This is a genomic window from Xanthomarina sp. F2636L (assembly GCF_026410195.1).
In the GTDB taxonomy this organism is placed as follows: Bacteria; Bacteroidota; Bacteroidia; order Flavobacteriales; family Flavobacteriaceae; genus Xanthomarina.
In genome coordinates this window covers 774,806-796,033 of sequence record NZ_JAPMLM010000068.1, presented here as the reverse complement: position 1 = coordinate 796,033, position 21,228 = coordinate 774,806, and the positions used below count along the sequence as shown (strand labels likewise).

Below are 21,228 nucleotides of genomic sequence, written 5' to 3'. Positions count from 1 at the left end.
CGTATAACTCTTAAGAAATAATCCTCAAGGCTTACTAAATTTAAAATACAGAGATAACCAACCGTTATCTCTGTATTTAATAATCATAATTAAACGATTAATGATGCAACAACACCAAAAAGTGCTACTGCCTCTACGAAAGCTGCTAAAATTAGCGCTGAAGTTTGGATTTTTCCTTGGATTTCCGGTTGACGAGCCATTGCGTCCATAGCAGACCCACCGATTTTTCCAATTCCCATTCCAGCTCCAATTACTGCGATACCAGCTCCGATTGCTGCAATTCCTGTAATAGTCATAATATAAAATTTAAATTAATTAATGTTCTTCTTCAGTGGCCATCCCGATATACAAAGCAGATAGCACGGTAAAAATATATGCTTGAATTGCAGTAACTACAATTTCAATCAATAAAATAAACAATGAAAATGCTACAGATACCGGAGCAACTGCAATAGATTCAAAGATAAAAATAAGTGCCATTAATGACAGGATAATAATATGTCCTGCCGTAATGTTTGCAAATAAACGAATGGTTAATGATATTGGTTTAACAAACATTCCCACAATTTCTATAGGCATTAAGAATATTTTCATTGGCACTGGAACTCCAGGCATCCAGAAAATATGCTTCCAATAATTTTTGTTTCCACTTATAGTTGTAATAATAAAAGTAAACGCAGCCAAGGTTAAAGTAAAAGCAATGTTTCCACTTACGTTAGCTCCATTTAAAAATGGTATTAATCCAAAAATATTATTAATCCATATAAAGAAAAATATGGTCAATAAATAAGGCATGTATTTTTTATACTTATAATCTCCAATCATTGGCTTCGCAATCTCGTCGCGAACAAAAACGATTAAAGGTTCTGTAAATCCAGCAATTCCAGTTGGCACTTTATTGTTAGATTTTTTATAAACTTTAGCTGATGTTAAAAAAATAAGTAGTAAAACAATTACCGAAACCCACATCATAAACACATTTCGTGTTATAGAAAAATCTAAAGGCAAACTAGCGTTTGCTGGGTAATGAGCTTCATCAAACACTATTTCTTGTGAACTAGCATCTAATTGGTATATTTTTTCGTGGTATTTTACAAATCTAGCTCCATCTCTTTCAACTATTTGAGTTCCAGAATCGTCATGATGAAATTCGCTAGACATAAAAGTAACCAAACCTTGATCTGTCCATAAAATGATAGGTAAAGCAATGGTTACAGGCTTTCCGTTCCAATCAAATGGATGGTACTCATGCGCGTCTTTAACGTGATGCATGATCATCTCTTTGGCATTGAACTCTTTACCGTTCTCGTTCTCTGGGTTTTCTGACGCATATCCAACAAATGAAATTGCTATAAATAATGCAGAAAAAAATACGTTTCTAAAGGTGCTTAATGTCATTATGTATTGATTAAAAATACCTTGCTTTAAATTCCGTGCAAATGTACGTACATTATATTAATTGTCAAACACTTTTTTTATGATTATTTAATGCTTTGAAAATCAATATGTTTTATGGTTTCTTTTGAAGAAAAGTTGTTAAAGAATAAACTTCAAAAAACAAGTATAAAAAATAAGGGATAAAAAAGTTAAATACATCAGGTTGTTTTTTCTCCATATCTGACAATATAACTGGCAATAAAAATGCAACTGATAATATCATTTTTAATAAAGTAAAACCCATAAATAAGTTAAATATCTCGGCTTTTCCTCTAGAATATTGAAAATTGATTACCGAATAAACTAAAGTAGTAACAACAAAATGGAACACATAAACTTGCCACAAAGGAACCTTGTAAGTGATTGATTCAAAATGAGAAAGTAAGTAGCTATGTATACCTAATAGAATAAGGGTAAGTACAACGTTTTGAATTAAAAACGAAAGTTGTCTGGTTTTAAAAACTGGATTCATTTAATTGTCTTCTTTTGAGATTGCAATAATACGTCTTATTACAAAAACAATGGCAAAAATTACAAACACTAAAGACAGAATAATCGTGTAGAGGTTGTATTTGTTTGGAAAAGCATTGTCTAATTTTACACCAATAAATGCTCCAATGCCTATAATAGCAAACATTTGAAAAGCAATACTTGAGTAACGTGCGTAGTTATTAAGCTGTTTCTTGTCCGGGTTTTGATGTGTCTTTTTGCTCATTTTTTGAGTGAAACTCTTTTACCGCACCTTTCATGGCACATGTAACATTAAATGTAGCTCCTGGTTCTACTTCCAGTTTTCCTAATACAACTTCACCTTCAATATGTGCTGAAGATTTTAAAGTAAGTGTTCCAGATAAAGATAATTTTCCAGAAAATTTGCCTTCAAAATGAGCATCAGTTCCATTAAGAGTTCCTTTTATAGATCCAGATTTTCCTACAACTATTTTTCCAGGTGTTTTTAAATTACCTTCTATGGTTCCATCAATTCTTAAGTCGCCTTCACTTATTAAATCACCAATAATTTTAGTGCCTTTAGAAATGATATTCTGACTTGAAATGAGGTCTGTATTTTGTCTGTCTTTTTTATTATCGGAAAACATAATACTAATTATTTGGGGTTATTGTAAATTTAAATACTCATCGAAATTCTTATGAATTTGAATGATTCTATAGTTAGATGAAGATACTGAGAAAAAGTCATGAATAATTTTATCTTTTTTCTTTTCCTGAAGCGATTGCGCATAGCCTGTGGCTCCATCTTTACTTTTTAATCCATGAACAATAACAAAAGTTGTTGTTGGATTATACACGTCAACAGAAAGTGATAAATCAAAAACATTTACATTCTCTATTTCTGCTTGTAATTTTGTTTTAAAAGCCTCTAATTCTTTTTCAGAGGGGTTTGTGAAATAATAAACTATTTTAAAGTTTGTATCTGCTTCATTATCAATAAATTCTTTATTAGCTAATTTTGGCAAAACATCATTTATAATTTCCTGTGCTCTTACACCTTCTGCAGTATTAGCATAGTTTAAAGCTACAAAATTTAAGGCATTTGTATAAGCCTCAAAACCTCGTAGTCTTCCTATAGCAGTGGCTTTTAATAATTCGAATTTTGGAACCATAGGATCTCCTTCAAAAGAAGTTGCATAAGATTCTGCTTCTGTTATTACCTGGCTGTATTCTTGGTTTTCTAACTTGCCATATAAGGCTTGATAAATATTTTCCGGACTGTTTTCATCTCTTAGATTTGCAGCATCTGGATTCTTTAAAATGGTAGCATATCTAGAATCTGGGTAATTTGTAATAATATCGTTTTTAGTTATAGAAGCTTCATCATTTTCATCTAAAAGCAAATAAATTTTATACAAATTGTATTTAGAAGGTAATACCAGTTTCTGCTCTGGATCCATAGCTAATAACTCTTGAAACCTATATTTAGAAAGTTCGTATTCTTTAAATTTTTCTTTATAGATAACAGCTAATTGATAGTATGCAAAGTTTCTCTCTTTTGCAATACTATCTATTACTTTTTGGTCTGTAGGAATTTGAGAGATATAGTGTTCCGGGTCAAAAAGCTCGTTGTTTTCAACTAGGGTTTCTTCAGATTCGTTAACTGTGGTGCTTATGTTAGACTTAGTTCTGGTGGACCATCTCCAATCGTCTTCTAGAATTCTATTTCCCCATTTTTTAAGGAAGTCGTTTTTACCATAAGCTACTGTTGTCGGGTTATAAAAATAAAAACTAGATGCTCCAGGAGGCATGTTTGGACCTCTTGAAGATTGTGCTTTTAAATCATTAGAAGCCGAAAAACTATTTTTACTATCAACCGAAGCCAAATTTTGATTTATATTAGCATACTCTTGTTCTAACTCCTTTTGTTCTTGTTCTTCTTGGGCTTTAATTTTTAGTTTTTCGGTATAATCTGTAAAGTAAGCCAATTGTTCATCAGAGTTTAATCTAGTTAAACCAATAATACTATCGTTAGAATAAGCAATGTCTTCGTAATAAATAACATCGTCTAGATTATCTCGTTTTCTTTTAATAATCCTATAAGGCTTTGTATTTTTAACCATGTTTAACATGGTGCTGTCATAATAAGCTCCAGCTATTTTATATTCGGTATAATCGAAAAAGTAATCTCCTAATATTTCATAGTTAATAGCTTTTAATCTTTTGTCGCTAGAATTGGTTCTTAAAGATCTGTTATAATATTCTACAGCTAAGGAATCCTGATTGCTTCTACCATAAAAATTACCTATTTGGTGATAAATTTTATCCAAATAAGGTCTATTTTCTCTGTTTTCCTCTATCTTAGTTAAGGTTTCTACCAATAAAACTTTATCTCCATTAGCATGATCAAAATTGTTTGCTTTTTCTAACTGAGCTGCAATTAAATAAATACGAGGTGTTTTTCGGTTTAGCTTTATCACTTTGTCAAAAGCCATATTAGCGCTGTCTATATAGCCAAGTCTGTTATATAATTGCCCTTGAATATATCGATATCGCCCACGCTCATCATCGTTTTTCGTGTTTAAACTAGCAATATTTAATTGGGTTGCAGCACTATCTAAAGCTTCTAAATTAATATAGGCTTGGGCCATTGTAGAAGTGGCATCTGCTAAATCCTGGCCTTTTAATTCTTCTTGTTTAAATAAACGTTTTAGATTTTCTATAGCCAGCTCGTCATTTTCTAATCTCAGATTTGTTTTTTCTCTCCAAATTTTTGCTTGATTAATCTTATCGCTTGCAGCGTATTTATAAAGAATGTAATTGAAAGCTTCTAAAGCTGGAACAAATCTTTGATCAAAATATCTAGCTTTCCCTAAAAGTAAATAAGCTTCGTCCATTTGAGGATTAACTTCTTTCCCTTGAATATTCATGCTGTGCATTTGTATGGCTTTCACGGCCTTTTCTTCTGCTCTAGAAAAACGTTCGTTTTCATTTTGTCCAGGAAGTGTAATTTCATCTGAAACTTGCATTCGTTCTATGGGAAGAATACCCCAATAATTGTCTTCGTAGGTTGCATTAAGATCTTGTCTGCCTTCTTCCAAAGCCAAGTAGCCATTATAGAGCGTATTGTCTTTTGCTGAAAGTGCGTGATAATTCCTACTTAAAAAGGAGTCTTTTTTTCTAGAACAACTCGCTATCAAAAGCGTGATGCAAAACAGGAATAATATGATTCTAAAAGATGTGCGCAACGTGGATTGTATTTGGTTTAAGTTTAAACTAAAATTAGCTACATTTATTATGTATAGCCGTAAAAATAAGGCATCTTTTTGAATTATTTGTAAAGAAATATATCAAATATAACTTCTTGATAGTTATGTAAGCAAAAAGCGATTCCTATTTTACTTACTTCTTGAGGCTTAAATAGTTTCCTTAACAACCGTTTCATTGCCAGCAAAATGAGCTTCTAATTCTTTTAAAGTAGCAGCGCTTGTGGCTAAATCCTTAATAACTTCCCCTTTATCTAAAACTACAATTCGTTCGCAAACATCTGTAACATGCATTAAATCGTGACTGGAAATTAAAACGGTAACTTCTTGAGTTTCGGCTAGGTTTTTAATAATGGTTTTTAAACGTATTTGAGTGGTGGGATCTAAATTTGCAAAAGGCTCATCTAAAATAATAACTTCTGGATTTCCAATTAAAGCGGCCACAATACCTGCTTTTTTCTGATTTCCTTTACTTAAATCTCTTAAATATTTTTTCTGATTTAATATTTCGCCATGGAAAAAATCTTCAAACTGAGATAATAAACTATCAACATCTGCTTTGTTTTGACCACGAAGTTCGCCAATGAAATAAAAATATTCTTCTGGAGTTAGATAACCAATTAAAAAACTTTCATCTATAAAAGATGCCGTAAAAGGTTTCCAGTCTTCGCTATTATTCACTTGAATTCCTTTATTTATTATTTGTCCTGTACTTGGCTTAATTAGATCTAGAAGTAAACTAAAAAAAGTAGTTTTTCCTGCGCCATTATTTCCAACCAATCCAAAGCTTTGACCTTTTGGAATTTCTAAATTTTTAATATTTAAAACAGATTTACTGCCGTATTTTTTTGTAAGATTTGATGCGTTTATCATGAGGTGTGTTTATTAATTGTCCTGACTAAAAGCCTGAATCATTTTATATTTTGAATCTAAATATTTATCTGTAATAAGGTTCATGAGTTTTTGATGAAAAACAATCCCAATTAAACCAAAAACAGTAAGTAACAAGCAGCCAATTTCGAAACTAAAAAAATAATACGAAGCTCCAAATATAGCTAAAGGCAATAACATTAATGGAATACCAATAAGCCATTGTACGGCTCCAGTACCTTGATAATTAAAAGCTGCACGTTGGTTTAAATCTATTTTTTTTCTATTAAAAGATCCTCCATATAAAATTACATGTGTATTAATACCAATATTATAAATAGCTGCAGCCAAATGTGCCAATAAAATTTTCCAACCAAAATACACATAAGGAATACTCAAAATGAATAAAATAACAACACTTACTGTCATTAAAGTAAATTTGGATTTTAAATATTGTTTGTATTTAATATTCTGGCTCATAAGCATTTTGTAATAGCCACTATCCCAAGCTGGAATAAACTGTCCAAAATTGATTAAGAAAATACCCGTTACAAAAATTCCAATAAACGCATAAAACCAAGGCTTGTCTTGATAGACAGGGTTTGGATAGAAAACTAAGCCATATAACAAACCTAATATTAATAAGAAAACTGAAGATCTTGGGCGTTTGTTTCTCCAAATTAATTTTAAATCCAATTGCATAAAAGGAGCAGCATCTCCAAATTTTCTGGTCCACTCCAAATTAGAAGCTTTAACTTCTTGAGATTTAGATTTTAATGAACTGTCTAAATATAATTTATTCTTAAGTTTACCAAAGTTTACAACATATAGAACTATTAAAACTAGTATTGGAATTACCACAAGAAATGGTGTTTCATAAAAGGAAGAAACTGCACTTGAAACTAAATCTGTAAAAGAAATTAAATTGAAATAATTAATAGCAAATAAACCTCCGGCAAATACAATAATTGGTAAAAAAGAAAAGTCTGTTTCAGACGAAAAACTCTCTATTATAAAATTTAAATAGTTAATAATTAAGGTGATAATAAAAATGCCAACCATCCAGAAAATAACTGAAACCAATGGGTAGTTGTTAATTATCAACATTACTCCAAAAGGAATTATAGCAAAAAGTGGCAAGAAATTAAAAAATGAAAAACTAGACTTTCCTAATACATAATGAACCACTTTACTTCTTTTAATTGGTAAGGTTAGTAAGGGTTTTACACTCATAACTGGTAATTTCTGAAAGAAAAAACGCATAAGTAAATCGCCTAAAAACCAATAAAATAAATAGCTGTTTACAATTATTAATGGATCTTGATCTGGAAATGCGTCTTTTAAAAGTGGAAATAAAGCAATTCCTAAAGCCAAGAATGTTACTACAAAATACAAAGCAACAAAAACAAGAAGAATATTTAAAGCCATACTTTTTTGCCAATAGGCAGACCTAAAATACTGTTTCCATTCTAGGTTAATAAAGTGTTTAATTTTCATTTTATTCTAGTCGGTTTTTATTATTAGTAATAATAATGCACATTTTGTTACAATCAAACTTAATTCCTAACTCTATTTCTTATTTTTGTCAAAAATATAAATATGTCACATTTTCATAAACTTACTTTAAAAGAAATTTTAAGAGAAACAGACAAATCTGTTGTATTAAGTTTCGATGTCCCAGAAGATTTAAAAGCCACCTTTGCATTTAAAGCTGGTCAATATATTACTTTAAAAACCACTATTAATAATCATGAAATTCGGAGAGATTACTCCTTATGTTCTTCTCCTAAAAGTGGCGATTTAAAAATAGCTGTAAAAGAAGTTACAGATGGTACATTTTCGGCTTATGCTAATAACAGTTTGAAAGTTGGTGATGTTTTAGAAGTAGCTTCACCAAAAGGGCGTTTTGTTTTCGAGCCAAATGATTCTAAAACTAAAAACATTGCTCTTTTTGCTGCAGGATCTGGTATTACACCCATTTTAAGCATCATAAAATGTGCTTTAGAAGAAGAAGTTTATAGTAAAGTGATTCTTGTATATGGAAACAAATCGACTAAAAACACCATGTTTTTACAGGAACTTTTAGACTTGCAACATCAATATAAAGACCGTTTTTCTATCCAGTTTGTATTTAGTCAAGCAGATGAAGAAGATGCTATTTTTGGACGTATTGAAAAAAGCACCGTTAATTTCGTGATGAAAAACACGCATAAAAACGTGGTTGTAGATGCCTTCTATTTATGTGGCCCAGAAGCTATGATACACACAGTAAAAGATGTCTTAACCGAACATAACATCCCTAAAGAAAACGTGCATTATGAGCTTTTTAAAGCTGCAAAACCTGCAGATGTAAATGAAGAAGAAATTGCAGATGGAAAAACTAAAATTACAGTTGTTGTAGATGATGAAGAAACCACGTTCGAAATGTCTCAAAAACAATCCATTCTTGAAGCTGCTTTAGATGAAGATTTAGATGCGCCTTACTCTTGTCAGGGTGGTATTTGTAGTAGTTGCTTGGCTAGAGTAACTGAGGGTGAAGTGACTATGAGACAAAACAATATTTTAACTGATAGTGAAGTGGCTGAAGGATTGATTTTAACCTGTCAGGCACATCCAACAACTCCAACTGTGAAAATAGATTATGATGATATTTAAGTCATCCTGTTACTTTATAAAAGAAGTGGATTTATAGCTTTTGAATAAAAGTAATTTAAAAATATTGAAGAGATCTTTTAGGTTTTAAAAACCTAAAAGATCTTTTTTTATAGAAGAGATTCTATCTTTTTTATAATTGTATTGGGAGCGATACTTTTTGATGCTTCCTCATATCCTTCAGGGAACTTGTTTCCATAAATAGATGTTGGAATAAGTGGGAATTGTTCTCTATTTGAAAGCAAAGCAAAATCTTCTGGTTGATTAAAAGGTGCAAAGCCAGCAAAAGGATGTGTAACTCCCCAAATAGTAATTACTTTTACTCCTATCATGGCTGCCATGTGTGCATTTCCGGAATCCATAGACAACATGATATCTAAATTTGAAATGACATCTAGTTCTTCATTTAAAGATAATTTTCCAGCTAGATTAATCACGTTTTTATACTTGTTTTGAAAGCCATCAAGAATGTCAACTTCTTTCTTTCCACCTCCTAACAATAAGATTTTATAATATTCAGAAAGCGTTTCTATCACTTGTTCCATTAAATCTAATGGATACATTTTACTTTCGTGAGCTGCAAAAGGAGCTATTCCAAGCCATTTTTTAGTATCTGTACCAACAATATTTTGCAGTTTAGAATTTAAGGCAACACGTTTAGGAAAACTAGGATTTGTTAAATCCAATGGAAAACCTAGTTTTCTAAAAACATCTGCATAACGTTCGTGAGTGGATTTTAGTTGTTGAAAGTTTTTACCAGAAACCAAAGCTTTTTTTTCTGCTCTCCCTTTATCGATTTGCACAAAAGGTTTTCCTAAGATAAAAACTTTTAAAATATTTGTTCTTAACACATTGTGCAAGTCTGCAACAGCATCAATATTTAGATTTTTCAACTCTTTTGAGAGGTTATAAAGTCCGAAAACACCTTTATGTTTTCCTTTTAAGTCGGCTGAAAAAACAGTGATATTTTCTAAATCTCTAAAAAAAGGTGCAAAAAACTCTCTGGTTAAAATGGTTAATTTTATATCAGGATATTGTGTAGTAAATGCTCTTAAAACAGGAATTGTCATAGCAACGTCTCCCATAGCTGAGAGACGAATAACTAGGATGTGTTTTGGTAAAGACATAGAACAAACGTAATGTCATATTGAGCGCAGTAGAAATATCTATTTGATTCTTCACTTCGTTCTGAATGACATTTATTTTTGCGAACGAAGCACTGGATTTAGCTCGTCGTCGTTGTACATTTTCATTTGTTTGTACACTTTCATGTATTTATCGCCTTTTTCAATATCGCTTAACAAGGTATCGATAGCTGTTGATAAATCTACACGTTGTTCCAACAAAACATCTAGTTTCTTTTTACAAGCAGCAATATGTTCATCAGAAGCATCTGTACGCGTAGCTTCTTCATTCATATGATATACTTTTAAAGCCAAAATAGACAATCTGTCAATTCCCCAAGCAGGACTTTCTGTATTGATAGTGGCATCAGCTTTAGGTGTTACATGTTTATATTTTTCAAGAAAATAGCTATCAATATATTCTACCATATCTGTTCTGTCTTGATTTGAAGCATCAATCTGACGTTTCAGTTTTAAAGCAGCAACAGGATCTATTTGTGGATCGCGAATAATATCTTCGTAATGCCATTGAACCGTATCAATCCAACTCTTTCTATAAAGTAAATGTTCTAATAAATGAGTTTCTTTGTTATACGGATTTTCAAAAGGTTGGTCGACTGTGTTTATAACATGGTATTTTTCGATAACGTCTTGGAAAATTTTATTGGCTTTGTCTGTAAACATGATTTTTATTTTATTAAACACAAATCTACATAATTTTTTAGCTAAAATATTTTTAAAGCCTAAGGAATGTAGATTCCCGTTCACATTATATTAAATTTAGAAATTACAAACGTAAATATAAGCCTAATTAATTAACTTTACCACTCAATAAATTAGTACAGATATGTATATTCATAACTTTTCAGATAAACAAACCATATTAAATACATTTATAGCAGAAATGCGAGATGTTAACATTCAAAAAGATAGCATGCGTTTTCGAAGAAATATTGAACGTATTGGCGAAATTTTAGGTTACGAATTAAGCAAGACGTTAAGCTATAAACCTACAACTATAACAACGCCATTAGGTATTTGCGAACTAGAAACCATAAATAACGATGTGGTACTTTGTTCTATACTAAGAGCAGGAGTTCCTTTACACAACGGACTATTGAATTATTTTGATAAAGCTGAAAATGCGTTTATTTCAGCATACAGACATCATAAAGAAAAGCCTGAGAATTTTGAAATCATCGTAGAGTATCTGGCTTGTCCAAATTTAGAAAACAAAACCTTAATTTTAGCAGATCCTATGCTTGCAACTGGACAATCTATGGTGGCCACTTTTGAAGCTTTAAAGCCTTTTGGAACCCCTAAAAACATTCATCTAGTAAGTGTTATTGCTGCACAGGAAGGAATTGACTTTATAGAAAACTATTTTGAAAAGGATACGCATTTATGGGTTGCTACAGTAGATGAGAAACTCAATGAAAAAGGCTATATTATTCCTGGTTTAGGAGATGCTGGCGACTTAGCTTTTGGTGAAAAATTACAGAACTAAATTAATTACTGGCACAAGAATTAGTACCCATATTAAAATTTCTTTAAACCAATTTTCAGATATAATTTCTAAATAGTTTGCCATAATAATTGACAATGGAGCAAATAAGAAAATAAATTCTGCACCTGTTTTTTCAGGTGAAATTACGATAACGGTAATAGCTATCAATGCAGCTAAAAGCACTAATATGTATGATGGTTTGTAGCTTCTAGACTTTGTTTTTATATTGATAATAAAAAATACGACTGCCCAAGCAAAATAAGATAAAATAACAGTAGCGGAGATTACAATCTGAGTTGTATTTAACATGCTAAAATCGAAACTTATATCTGTATTTATATTAGAAAAGTAACCCATTACATCTGTATTTGTTAACAGTAAAAAACAAAAACTTATGATAGCTACTGTTAAAATTCCAACAAATGGAATGATCCAATTTTTAACATCGGCTATAGTATATAATAAAAGAGCTGCAAATATTAAAATATAAAAAAGTGATGCCCAAAAGCTTAACAGCGTAGCAAGGCTAATCCAAAAAGCTGCATCAAACACTTTTTTATTAACATGTTTCATGGTTCTAATGCTGATAATTCGTCTTAAAGCAAATAAAATAAAGAGGTTTGCTATTAAAAGCTTAGAATTTAAAAATGTTTGTGGCATCATGACCATAAACAAGCTGAAAAACAATATTTTGTAACTATTACTTTTGGTCAAGTCGTTTTTTCCAGATAAAAAATCGAAAACGAAAATTGATAAAACACAAATAACAAAAAGGGATATTTGTTTAAGTATTAGAAAAACATCGACTGTTTCCTTTATGCTATAGACTTTAGTTATTGTAAAAGCAATTAACAGCAACAAAGTTACTGCTACAAAATGAATAGGTTTTGCTCTGCTAAAAAAACTAGAAATCATGTATTGATTTGTTTAAAATTTTCTTCTGAAATTAATAAGTAAAAGTAAATTACTAACTTTCTTTCCTATTTATTCAGATTTAGATTGAAAAAATATGTAATTTTGTAAGGTAAATATATTGATAATACCTTATAAGCTCTTATTGAGCCTAAAATTTATATAAAATGAAAGACTTTTTTTACGCCATTCAAGATTTATTTGTAGATATATTATTTGCTCCATTTGACGCTTTAAGAGCATTAGAATTAGAGAGTTGGTTTGCAGCAAATGCTGTTTCTTGGTTATTTATTATTGTTGGTTTTGTAGCCTTTTTATATTGGATGAAACAATTAAAAGGATATAATGACTCAAACGATGATGATAAAAGCATTACATCTCATTCTTACTTATAAATCGAAACCAATATCTTTTCGATAATTCATCTTATCAAAATGTAGTTTTTCTATGTTTTGATAAGATTTTTTTATGGCTTCTTCATACGTATCACCAAAAGAAGTAATTGCCATAACTCTACCTCCCGACGTTATAATTTTTCCATTTTTATTTATGGCGCCAGCATGAAACGGGATGGAATCTATAACATGTTCTAAACCTGTAATTTCTTTTCCTTTTTCATAGGCTTCTGGATAACCACCAGATACTAACATGACCGTTGTGGCTGCTCGTGGATCTATTTCAATGTCTATCTTATCAAGTGTTTGATTGGCTATGGCTTTAAATATTTCAACCAAATCTGTTTTTAGTCTTGGTAAAACTACTTCAGTTTCAGGATCTCCCATTCGAACATTGTATTCAATTACTTTTGGGTGGTCTCCTACTTTAATTAAGCCTATAAACACAAAACCTTTGTATGGTAAATCGTCTTTTTTTAAACCTTCAATAGTTGGTTTTACAACGCGTTCTTCAATTTTATTTAAAAAGTCATCAGTAGCAAAAGGTACTGGAGAAACAGCTCCCATGCCACCAGTATTTAAGCCTGTATCACCTTCACCAATACGTTTATAATCTTTTGCAGTAGGTAATATTTTATAATTCTCCCCATCTGTTAGAACAAAACAACTTAGCTCGATTCCATCTAAAAATTCCTCGATTACTACTTTGTTGCTAGCTTCGCCAAATTTAGCATCTATTAACATACTTTTCAATTCGGTTTTGGCTTCGTTTAAATCGTTTAAAATCAGCACACCTTTTCCTGCTGCAAGTCCATCTGCTTTCAATACATAAGGTGGCTTTAAGGTTTCTAAAAAGGCATAACCTTCTTCCACATTGGAGGAGTCAAAGCTCTGGTATGCAGCTGTAGGAATGTTATGACGTGCTAAAAATTCTTTAGCAAATTCTTTACTGCCTTCTAATTTGGCGGCCGCTTTTTGAGGTCCAATAACAGAAACATGCTTAATGTCTTCATCCTTTAAAAAGAAATCGTGAACGCCTTGTACTAAAGGGTCTTCTGGGCCAACCACGACCATTTGAATTTGATATTCCAAAACAGCCTTTTTAATAGCTTGGAAATCGGTTACTTTAATATCCAAATTATTTGCAATCTGAGCTGTTCCAGAGTTACCCGGAGCCACGTAAATTGAATTACATAGAGGGCTTTGAGCTATTTTCCAAGCAAATGTATGCTCTCTACCACCAGAGCCAAGAATTAAAATGTTCATGTTGTGAGTTGTTTGCACAAAAATAAAACTAATGCTTCGAATACACGAATAATTTTTGTTTACTTTACAGAAAATATGTTTTTCTGTTTTGAATTTATTCGATCTTTCTTTAAAACTCAATGGCTTTCCAATTAAGGAGGCTGAAATTGCTTTACGAGAGATTCAAAAAAAGTCAGATATAGAATTTGAAGCTCATATTATCGAAAAAAAGCAAGCCATTGTTAGTCATCATTTAAAAGAGACACCATTTTATAAACAACTTGCAAAACATGTTAATCCTTTAGATTGGAATTCCATTCCAATTATGACTAAACGCGATTTACAACAGTCGTTAGATGAGCGTCTATCTATAAATTTTACTCGTAAAAACGTTTATATCAACAAGACGTCTGGCTCTTCTGGAAATCCCTTTGTATTTGCTAAAGACAAGTTTTGTCATGCTTTAACCTGGGCACTTATTAAAGATAGGTTTGGTTGGTATCACTTAGATTTTAATAGTTCCAAACAAGCGCGATTTTACGGTATTCCCTTAGATAGGAAAGGATATTATAAAGAACGTTTTAAAGATGCTCTAAGCAAGCGCTATAGATTTTCTGTATTTGATTTAAGCGATAAAGCGTTTCATGGCTATTTAGAAAAATTTAAATCGACCAAATTCGATTATATCAACGGATATACAAGTTCTCTTGTTCAATTTGCAAAGTTTCTTCAGAAAAAAAATATGCTATTAAAACAAGTTTGTTCTAGTTTGAAAGCATGCATTGTTACCTCTGAAATGCTTTTTGAAGATGATAAGAAACTCATGGAGTTGCAATTTGGAATTCCTGTAATTAACGAATATGGTGCTTCTGAACTTGATATTATTGCTTTCCAAAATCTTAAAAATGAATGGCAGGTTACTAGTGAAACATTATTCGTAGAAATTTTAGATGACAACAATAAAATATTACCTCATGGTGAAGAGGGAAGAATTGTCATTACCTCATTTTACAACAAAGCGCATCCATTTATTAGATATGATATTGGAGATATTGGTATTCTTTCAAAACAAAGCACATCTAAAAAGCCTATTTTAGAAAAACTTATTGGAAGAACTAACGACATGGCAATCTTACCAAGTGGAAAAAAAGCTGCAGGTTTAACTTTTTACTATATCACAAAAAGTATTATTGAAGACGATGGACATGTAAAGGAATTTATAATAGAGCAACACAAAAAAGATACTTTTATTATAAAGTATGTTAGTACAAAAGTGCTTTCTCCAGAAAAAATGACACTTATTTCGAATGAAATGGAGCATTATTTAGAAAAAGGTCTTCAAGTTAATTTTGAACGACTAAATCGATTAGAACGTTCAAAAAGTGGTAAATTGAAACAATTTTCATCCTTATTAAAAGAAACCGAATGAATATTACCATAGTTGCAGGTGCACGACCAAATTTTATGAAAATAGCTCCAATTATTGAGGCCATTAAACAAAAAATATCAGAAGGTTTTGATATCTCTTTTAGACTTATTCATACAGGTCAACACTACGATAAGAATTTGAGCGACACCTTTTTTGAAGAATTAAACATTCCATTTCCTGACACCAATTTAGAGGTTAAAAGTGGTACACAAGCCGAGCAAACAGCTGCCATAATGATTGGTTTTGAAAAAGAATTACAACACAACCCGTGCGATTTGGTAATGGTAGTTGGAGATGTTACCTCAACCATGGCTTGTACCATAGTAGCCAAAAAAACTGGTGTAAAAGTAGCGCATGTAGAGGCTGGGATACGTTCGGGAGATATGAATATGCCTGAAGAAATAAATAGAATTGTAACCGACAGCTTAACTGATTATTTTTTTACAACCTCAAACTATGCCAATAGTAATTTAGAAAAACTTGGAGTATCTAAAAACAACATATTCTTTGTTGGAAATGTAATGATTGACACCCTCCGTAAAAATGAAAATCGTTTTAAAGAACCAAATCTTTGGAGAGATTTACGCTTAAAAGAGAAGGATTATTTTGTTATGACGCTTCATAGACCAAGTAATGTAGATGAAGAACTTCAACTTAAAAAACTGATTACTAAAATTGTCGAGTTAGGAACAGACTTCCCAATAATTTTCCCAGTACATCCAAGAACCAAAAAGTTATTACAAGGCTTAAACTTACATTTTGAAAATCTGCATTATGTTAAACCCTTGGGATATTTAGAATTCAATTATTTAGTAAAACATGCAAAGGTTGTATTAACAGATTCAGGAGGTATTACTGAAGAAACAACCATTATGAATGTGCCATGTATTACACTTAGAGATTCAACCGAAAGACCTGAAACATGTGAAATTGGAACCAATGTATTGGTGGGAAACGATTTTGAAAAAATATCTGAAGCTTTTAATAAATTATACTCTGGAAGTTGGAAACAAGGTCAAGTTCCTAAATTATGGGATGGTAAATCTGCTCTAAGAATTGTAAGTCATTTAATAGAAATTTACCAATTATAGTGAAAGAGGTTTTAATAATAACTAGTTATTTCCCACCAGAAACTGGAGCTGCATCCAATAGGATGTTTCATTTAGCTGAAGGTTTACAAAAGGAGAAAATAGATATTTCTGTTATTACTCCTCTACCAAATTATCCTACTGGAAAAATCTTTAAAGAGTATAAAGGGAAATTTAAGTGTACAACTATTGAAAACAATATAACTATTCATAGATTATGGCTTTATGCAAGTAACTCTAGTAATAAATTTTTGCGTTTGTTTGCTATGTTTTCTTATAGCTTTAGTCTGATATGGTTTTTTATCTGGAATAAGATTCCACAAACAGTTATTGTACAATCTCCACCTTTATTAGTTGCTTTTACAAACATGTTTTTTTTGAGATCGAAAAACAGAAAGCTTATTTTAAATGTGAGTGATTTGTGGCCCATAGCTGGACTGGAATTAGGTGCTCTAAAAAAGAGTTTCACCTACAAAGTGTTAGAAAAAATTGAGCGTTTTAACTATAAAAAAGCTGACCTTGTTTTAGGTCAGAGCGAAGAGATTACAACTCATATAAAGTCTCTATTTCCAAATAAAGAAACTTATTTATATAGAAATTATCCAAATTTTGAAGTCCCAAAATTAGGAAGTACAACTTCGTCTGAAGGAAACATAAAAATGGTTTATGCTGGTTTGCTTGGCATTGCTCAAGGCATTTATAAGTTATGTGAACAATTGGATTATTCTAACTTAGAGTTTCATATTTATGGCCGAGGAGCAGAGCAAACCAAAATTGAAACCTTTATTTCTAATCATCCTGAACTACCTATTATTTATCATGGTGAAGTTTCGCGAAAAGAACTTCATAAGGAACTTTTAAAATACGATTTAACCATTATTCCTTTACTAAATAGAATTTATGGATCTGTCCCTTCAAAAATATTTGAATATGCCAGATTAGGCTTACCTATGCTCTATTTTGGTGGAGGTGAAGGCGAGGACATCATTAAGATTCATCAATTAGGCTGGATTGCAGAAGCAGGCAATTACGAAGCTTTAAACTTAAGAATTTCAACTATCAAAAAATTAAATTTGAACTTGGAGTTAAAAGAAAAAATACAGAAAACTGCTTTAAAAGAATTCAATTTCGATAGACAGTTAAGCAATCTAAAAAGTATTCTTTAATACGCTTTATCTTCACCTTTTACAGCATTTAAGAAGGTTTTTAGAATTATTTTAAGATCTAATAAAAGTGACCAACTTTCAATATAGAAAATATCGTATTTAACACGACCTATTATATCTTTATCTGTTTCTACCTCGCCTCTAAAACCACTTATTTGAGCTAAACCAGTAATCCCAGGTTTTACAAAGTGTCTCACCATAAATTTGTCGATTTTCTTTGCATACATATTAGTATGACTAACCATATGTGGTCTAGGCCCAACCACAGACATATCTCCAAAAAGCACATTAAAGAATTGTGGCAATTCGTCAATACTAGTTTTTCTTATAAATTTACCCACTTTTGTTACTCGCTGATCATTTTTTGTAGCTTGATATAAATGCGCATCTTTGTTTGGCATCATGGAGCGAAACTTATAACAATCGAACTCTTTATAATTAAACCCATTTCTAGATTGTTTAAAAAATACTGGGCCTCTGGATTCTATTTTAATTAGCAAAGCAATTAAAGGCGTTAGCCATGATAAAAGAAAAACAATAACTAAAGATGAAAAAAGTATATCGAACGATCTTTTTACAAACTGATTTACAGAATCTTCTAAAGGAATGTTTCTTAAGGAAAGTATGGGTATGTAATCGTAATATTCATATTTCAATTTTTTGGAGTGAATATCTTTATTGTCGGGTAAGAATTTGAGAATCTTCAAATTATTATCTGCAAAATCTATAATTTTATGTACTTGAGAATTTGAAAGCTCCGAAACAGAACAATATATTTCGTCAATAGACTCTTTAATTATAAAATTAAAACACGATTCTAAGCTAAAGGACTCTTTATCTTTTAAATTAAAAGTTTTTTTGTGTATATATCCATACTCTGGATTATTATTAAAAAAACTTTCTAAAGCAGTAGTCTGTTTATTTTTTCCTATTATCGCTGTAATCCTGTAATTTCCACCAAAAGAAGATCTATATTTTTGAAGTAAATAATACAGTGTAAATTTAAAAACTCCAATTAAAAAAAGAGTGGTTAATGTGTACTTAATTATAGTTGCAGGTTTTATATCTAATTCATGATTAAACCCCGAAAAAGCAAGCATGAGTAAGGTAAATAAAACCAACTGTTTTAATATTAAGGAAGCTATATTTATTTCTCTAGAATATCTATAAACTTCATAAAATTTGGAATAAATAGATAAAACAATCCAAGCACTTGAAATTAACAAAACAAATACTATAGGGTTTACAGTTTTAAAAAAGTACAATAAAGCAAGCCCATTTATAATACTTAAATCAATTAAGTATGAAATGTACTTTATATAACCTGAATATCTACCTTGTTTAAATGCAGTCACTATTTTTTAATATGCTTAGAAAAATCTTTATGTTCACTTTTATAAAGTTCCTCTTCAGTTAGTTCTTTAAAGTAATTATATGTTTTTAGCATCCCTTCTTGCCTATTTATTTTTGGTTCCCAATTTAATAGTTTTTTGGCTAAAGAGATGTCTGGTTGTCTCTGCATAGGATCGTCTTTTGGTAAATCTTTATAAATTACTTTTTGATTTGTTCCTGTAAGGTTAATGATTTCCTCGGCAAAATCTTTGATGGTAATTTCGTGAGGATTCCCAATATTTACTGGATACGAGTAATTGCTAAACAGTAGCTTATAAATTCCATCTACTTCATCGCTTACATAACAAAAAGATCTAGTTTGAGATCCATCACCAAAAACAGTTAAATCTTCGCCTCTTAAAGCTTGCCCCATAAAAGCTGGAATTACACGTCCATCGTTCAGTCTCATTCTTGGTCCATAGGTATTAAATATACGTACTATTCTTGTTTCTACTCCATGAAAACGGTGGTATGCCATAGTAATTGATTCTTGAAATCTTTTGGCTTCATCGTAAACACCTCGTGGGCCAATGGTATTTACATTTCCATAATACTCTTCGTTTTGTGGATGGACTAAAGGATCTCCATATACTTCGGAAGTAGATGCTATTAAAATTCTAGCATTTTTTGCTTTTGCAAGTCCTAATAGGTTATGAGTCCCTAAAGACCCAACTTTAAGAGTTTGAATAGGTATTTTTAAATAGTCTATTGGGCTGGCTGGCGAAGCAAAATGTAGAATATAATCTAGTGGTCCATCTATTTTTACAAACTCTGTAACATCATGCTCTATAAACTGAAAATGAGGATTGCTTAATAGATGACTAATATTCTTTTTGTCTCCTGTTATAAAGTTATCCATACCAATAACCTGAAAACCTTCATTTATAAATTTATCGCATAAATGCGAGCCTAGAAAACCAGCTGCACCAGTAATTAATACTCTTTCCATCTTAAATAATTTAACTATTTACTAACAGCTCGTCTTCCAATTGAGCTATAGTAAAAACCTTCTGCTTTAACATCTTCCACATCATATAAATTCCTTCCATCAAAAATTACAGATTCATTCATATTTTGTTTTAACCTTTTGAAATCTGGTGTTCTAAAAATACTCCATTCTGTACATATTATCAGAGCATCTGCTTCTTTGGTAACTTCATACATATTTGAAGCATAATTTAATTGCTTACCAAATTTATTCTTTACGTTTGGCATGGCTTCCGGATCGAAAACATTGATATTTACCTCGTGTTTTAAAAGTTCTTCTATAATATATAAGGCTGGAGCCTCTCTAATATCATCTGTTTCAGGTTTAAAGGCTAATCCCCAAATGGCGATGGTTTTGTCTTTTAAACTATGGTTAAAATAAGTTAATATTCTTGGAATTAATATTTTCTTTTGAATATCATTTACTTTAATAACGGAGCTTAAGATATCAAAATTATAATTGTTATCTTTTCCTGATTTATGTAGTGCTTTAACATCTTTAGGAAAACAAGAGCCTCCGTAACCAATACCTGGAAATAAAAAGCGCTTCCCAATTCGAGAATCTGTTCCCATACCTATACGAACCATATCGACATCTGCACCAACTTTTTCACAAAAATTAGCTATTTCATTCATAAACGTAATTTTTGTTGCAAGAAATGAGTTAGCAGCATATTTGGTTAATTCGGCAGATTTTTCGTCCATAATGATAATAGGGTTTCCAGAACGAACAAATGGTTTATAGAGTTTTTCCATGAGTTCTGTTGCTCGATCTGAACTCGAGCCAATAACAATACGTTCTGGCTTTAAAAAATCTTCTACTGCAAAACCTTCTCTTAAAAACTCAGGATTTGAAACGACATCAAATTCTACATTGGTTTCTTTGGCTATGGTTTCTTTTACCTTATCTGAAGTACCAACTGGAACCGTACTTTTATCTACAATAACTTTATAATCTGTAATTAATTTGCCAATATCTGAAGCTGCACCTAAAACATAGGATAGGTCTGCAGATCCATCTTCATCTTCTGGAGTTGGCAATGCTAAGAATATAATTTCACCGTGATTTAACCCTTCTTCTAATGACGTAGAAAATTTTAACCTACCTGCTTTAATATTTCTTTCAAAAAGGACATCTAGTTGTGGTTCATAAATTGGCACAATACCTTCTTCCATTTTTTGGACTTTGGCTGTGTCAATATCTATACAAAGTACATTGTTTCCTGTTTCAGCTAGACAGGTTCCTGTTACTAGACCTACATAGCCTGTTCCTATTACTGATATGTTCATTTAGTTTGCTTTAAGTAT

The 21,228-nt window shown here is 31.2% G+C and carries 21 protein-coding genes; 6 read left to right on the top strand and 15 right to left on the bottom strand.

Annotation, left to right across the window (positions count from 1 at the left end):
- Positions 1–89: 89 nt before the first annotated feature.
- The 8 genes from atpE to OS191_RS10935 all read right to left on the bottom strand — a co-directional run bounded on the left by atpE (position 90) and on the right by OS191_RS10935 (position 7,520).
- Positions 90–296, bottom strand: coding sequence for an ATP synthase F0 subunit C (gene atpE / locus OS191_RS10970; protein WP_267155730.1), 207 nt, complete (start codon positions 294–296; stop codon positions 90–92).
- Positions 297–315: 19 nt separating this feature from the next.
- Positions 316–1,398 carry a F0F1 ATP synthase subunit A gene (atpB, locus tag OS191_RS10965; RefSeq protein ID WP_267155729.1) on the bottom strand — a complete coding sequence of 361 codons (1,083 nt, stop codon included), beginning with the start codon at positions 1,396–1,398 and terminating at the stop codon, positions 316–318.
- 112 nt (positions 1,399–1,510) lie between these two features.
- Positions 1,511–1,909, bottom strand: coding sequence for a hypothetical protein (locus tag OS191_RS10960; RefSeq protein WP_267155728.1), 399 nt, complete (start codon positions 1,907–1,909; stop codon positions 1,511–1,513).
- On the bottom strand, positions 1,910–2,152 hold the full coding sequence (locus OS191_RS10955) for an AtpZ/AtpI family protein (protein WP_267155727.1): 243 nt from the start codon (positions 2,150–2,152) through the stop codon (positions 1,910–1,912).
- The gene (locus tag OS191_RS10950) at positions 2,109–2,534 is read right to left on the bottom strand and encodes a bactofilin family protein (RefSeq protein ID WP_267155726.1); all 426 of its coding nucleotides are present in this window, start codon (positions 2,532–2,534) and stop codon (positions 2,109–2,111) included. The genes OS191_RS10955 and OS191_RS10950 overlap by 44 nt, the downstream gene beginning before the upstream one ends.
- A gap of 18 nt (positions 2,535–2,552) precedes the next feature.
- Entirely contained in the window at positions 2,553–5,135 is a 2,583-nt protein-coding gene (porW, locus tag OS191_RS10945) for a type IX secretion system periplasmic lipoprotein PorW/SprE (RefSeq protein WP_267155725.1), read from the bottom strand.
- A 168-nt stretch (positions 5,136–5,303) separates the two neighbouring features.
- On the bottom strand, positions 5,304–6,026 hold the full coding sequence (locus OS191_RS10940; RefSeq protein ID WP_267155724.1) for an ABC transporter ATP-binding protein: 723 nt from the start codon (positions 6,024–6,026) through the stop codon (positions 5,304–5,306).
- Between the two features lie 12 nt (positions 6,027–6,038).
- Positions 6,039–7,520 carry a DUF5687 family protein gene (locus tag OS191_RS10935; RefSeq protein ID WP_267155723.1) on the bottom strand — a complete coding sequence of 494 codons (1,482 nt, stop codon included), beginning with the start codon at positions 7,518–7,520 and terminating at the stop codon, positions 6,039–6,041.
- Positions 7,521–7,622: 102 nt separating this feature from the next.
- On the opposite strand from OS191_RS10935, the gene OS191_RS10930 reads away from it, so the two are divergent.
- The gene (locus OS191_RS10930; RefSeq protein WP_267155722.1) at positions 7,623–8,678 is read left to right on the top strand and encodes a ferredoxin--NADP reductase; all 1,056 of its coding nucleotides are present in this window, start codon (positions 7,623–7,625) and stop codon (positions 8,676–8,678) included.
- A 107-nt stretch (positions 8,679–8,785) separates the two neighbouring features.
- On the opposite strand, the gene OS191_RS10925 is transcribed toward OS191_RS10930, so the two are convergent.
- Both OS191_RS10925 and OS191_RS10920 read right to left on the bottom strand, forming a co-directional pair.
- A complete protein-coding gene (locus tag OS191_RS10925; protein WP_267155721.1) occupies positions 8,786–9,802 on the bottom strand; it encodes a glycosyltransferase family 9 protein in 1,017 nt (338 codons plus the stop codon).
- A gap of 72 nt (positions 9,803–9,874) precedes the next feature.
- Positions 9,875–10,483, bottom strand: a complete 609-nt coding sequence (locus OS191_RS10920; protein ID WP_267155720.1) for a DUF4254 domain-containing protein — start codon at positions 10,481–10,483, stop codon at positions 9,875–9,877.
- Between the two features lie 163 nt (positions 10,484–10,646).
- Here OS191_RS10920 and upp point away from each other — a divergent pair, with 163 nt between their 5' ends.
- A complete protein-coding gene (gene upp, locus OS191_RS10915; RefSeq protein WP_267155719.1) occupies positions 10,647–11,306 on the top strand; it encodes a uracil phosphoribosyltransferase in 660 nt (219 codons plus the stop codon).
- Here the strand turns inward: upp and OS191_RS10910 are convergent.
- Positions 11,295–12,221: a DUF6427 family protein gene (locus OS191_RS10910; RefSeq protein WP_267155718.1), complete on the bottom strand. Its 927-nt coding sequence runs from the start codon at positions 12,219–12,221 to the stop codon at positions 11,295–11,297. The two genes, upp and OS191_RS10910, sit on opposite strands and share 12 nt — an antisense overlap.
- A gap of 164 nt (positions 12,222–12,385) precedes the next feature.
- Between OS191_RS10910 and OS191_RS10905 the strand changes: the two genes are divergently transcribed.
- The gene (locus OS191_RS10905; protein WP_267155717.1) at positions 12,386–12,613 is read left to right on the top strand and encodes a DUF6341 family protein; all 228 of its coding nucleotides are present in this window, start codon (positions 12,386–12,388) and stop codon (positions 12,611–12,613) included.
- On the opposite strand, the gene purD is transcribed toward OS191_RS10905, so the two are convergent.
- Entirely contained in the window at positions 12,608–13,879 is a 1,272-nt protein-coding gene (gene purD / locus OS191_RS10900) for a phosphoribosylamine--glycine ligase (RefSeq protein WP_267155716.1), read from the bottom strand. The two genes, OS191_RS10905 and purD, sit on opposite strands and share 6 nt — an antisense overlap.
- Before the next feature lie 88 nt (positions 13,880–13,967).
- Here purD and OS191_RS10895 point away from each other — a divergent pair, with 88 nt between their 5' ends.
- Genes OS191_RS10895 through OS191_RS10885 form a run of 3 tightly spaced genes read left to right on the top strand, consistent with a single transcriptional unit; the run spans position 13,968 to position 17,541 of the window.
- Entirely contained in the window at positions 13,968–15,287 is a 1,320-nt protein-coding gene (locus tag OS191_RS10895) for a phenylacetate--CoA ligase family protein (protein ID WP_267155715.1), read from the top strand.
- Entirely contained in the window at positions 15,284–16,378 is a 1,095-nt protein-coding gene (wecB, locus tag OS191_RS10890) for a non-hydrolyzing UDP-N-acetylglucosamine 2-epimerase (RefSeq protein ID WP_267155714.1), read from the top strand. Before OS191_RS10895 ends, wecB begins: the two co-directional genes overlap by 4 nt.
- Entirely contained in the window at positions 16,378–17,541 is a 1,164-nt protein-coding gene (locus OS191_RS10885; RefSeq protein WP_267155713.1) for a glycosyltransferase family 4 protein, read from the top strand. Before wecB ends, OS191_RS10885 begins: the two co-directional genes overlap by 1 nt.
- Here OS191_RS10885 and OS191_RS10880 read toward each other — a convergent pair.
- Genes OS191_RS10880 through OS191_RS10870 form a run of 3 tightly spaced genes read right to left on the bottom strand, consistent with a single transcriptional unit; the run spans position 17,538 to position 21,210 of the window.
- Positions 17,538–18,896 (bottom strand): undecaprenyl-phosphate glucose phosphotransferase, encoded by a 1,359-nt coding sequence (locus OS191_RS10880; RefSeq protein WP_267155712.1) that lies wholly within the window; start codon positions 18,894–18,896, stop codon positions 17,538–17,540. The genes OS191_RS10885 and OS191_RS10880 overlap by 4 nt on opposite strands.
- A complete protein-coding gene (locus OS191_RS10875; RefSeq protein ID WP_267155711.1) occupies positions 18,896–19,882 on the bottom strand; it encodes a UDP-glucuronic acid decarboxylase family protein in 987 nt (328 codons plus the stop codon). The genes OS191_RS10880 and OS191_RS10875 overlap by 1 nt, the downstream gene beginning before the upstream one ends.
- A gap of 14 nt (positions 19,883–19,896) precedes the next feature.
- Positions 19,897–21,210: a UDP-glucose dehydrogenase family protein gene (locus OS191_RS10870; protein ID WP_267155710.1), complete on the bottom strand. Its 1,314-nt coding sequence runs from the start codon at positions 21,208–21,210 to the stop codon at positions 19,897–19,899.
- Between the last annotated feature and the right edge of the window lie 18 nt (positions 21,211–21,228).

Excerpts from the sequence above, each read along its gene's own strand:
- OS191_RS10920 (WP_267155720.1), bottom strand. The coding sequence starts at position 10,483 with ATGTTTACAGACAAAGCCAATAAAATTTTCCAAGACGTTATCGAAAAA.
- atpB (WP_267155729.1), bottom strand. The coding sequence starts at position 1,398 with ATGACATTAAGCACCTTTAGAAACGTATTTTTTTCTGCATTATTTATA.
- OS191_RS10910 (WP_267155718.1), bottom strand. The coding sequence starts at position 12,221 with ATGATTTCTAGTTTTTTTAGCAGAGCAAAACCTATTCATTTTGTAGCA.
- upp (WP_267155719.1), top strand. The coding sequence starts at position 10,647 with ATGTATATTCATAACTTTTCAGATAAACAAACCATATTAAATACATTT.
- atpE (WP_267155730.1), bottom strand. The coding sequence starts at position 296 with ATGACTATTACAGGAATTGCAGCAATCGGAGCTGGTATCGCAGTAATT.
- purD (WP_267155716.1), bottom strand. The coding sequence starts at position 13,879 with ATGAACATTTTAATTCTTGGCTCTGGTGGTAGAGAGCATACATTTGCT.
- OS191_RS10940 (WP_267155724.1), bottom strand. The coding sequence starts at position 6,026 with ATGATAAACGCATCAAATCTTACAAAAAAATACGGCAGTAAATCTGTT.
- wecB (WP_267155714.1), top strand. The coding sequence starts at position 15,284 with ATGAATATTACCATAGTTGCAGGTGCACGACCAAATTTTATGAAAATA.
- OS191_RS10925 (WP_267155721.1), bottom strand. The coding sequence starts at position 9,802 with ATGTCTTTACCAAAACACATCCTAGTTATTCGTCTCTCAGCTATGGGA.
- OS191_RS10870 (WP_267155710.1), bottom strand. The coding sequence starts at position 21,210 with ATGAACATATCAGTAATAGGAACAGGCTATGTAGGTCTAGTAACAGGA.
- OS191_RS10950 (WP_267155726.1), bottom strand. The coding sequence starts at position 2,534 with ATGTTTTCCGATAATAAAAAAGACAGACAAAATACAGACCTCATTTCA.
- OS191_RS10955 (WP_267155727.1), bottom strand. The coding sequence starts at position 2,152 with ATGAGCAAAAAGACACATCAAAACCCGGACAAGAAACAGCTTAATAAC.
- OS191_RS10960 (WP_267155728.1), bottom strand. The coding sequence starts at position 1,909 with ATGAATCCAGTTTTTAAAACCAGACAACTTTCGTTTTTAATTCAAAAC.
- OS191_RS10930 (WP_267155722.1), top strand. The coding sequence starts at position 7,623 with ATGTCACATTTTCATAAACTTACTTTAAAAGAAATTTTAAGAGAAACA.
- OS191_RS10905 (WP_267155717.1), top strand. The coding sequence starts at position 12,386 with ATGAAAGACTTTTTTTACGCCATTCAAGATTTATTTGTAGATATATTA.
- OS191_RS10875 (WP_267155711.1), bottom strand. The coding sequence starts at position 19,882 with ATGGAAAGAGTATTAATTACTGGTGCAGCTGGTTTTCTAGGCTCGCAT.
- OS191_RS10935 (WP_267155723.1), bottom strand. The coding sequence starts at position 7,520 with ATGAAAATTAAACACTTTATTAACCTAGAATGGAAACAGTATTTTAGG.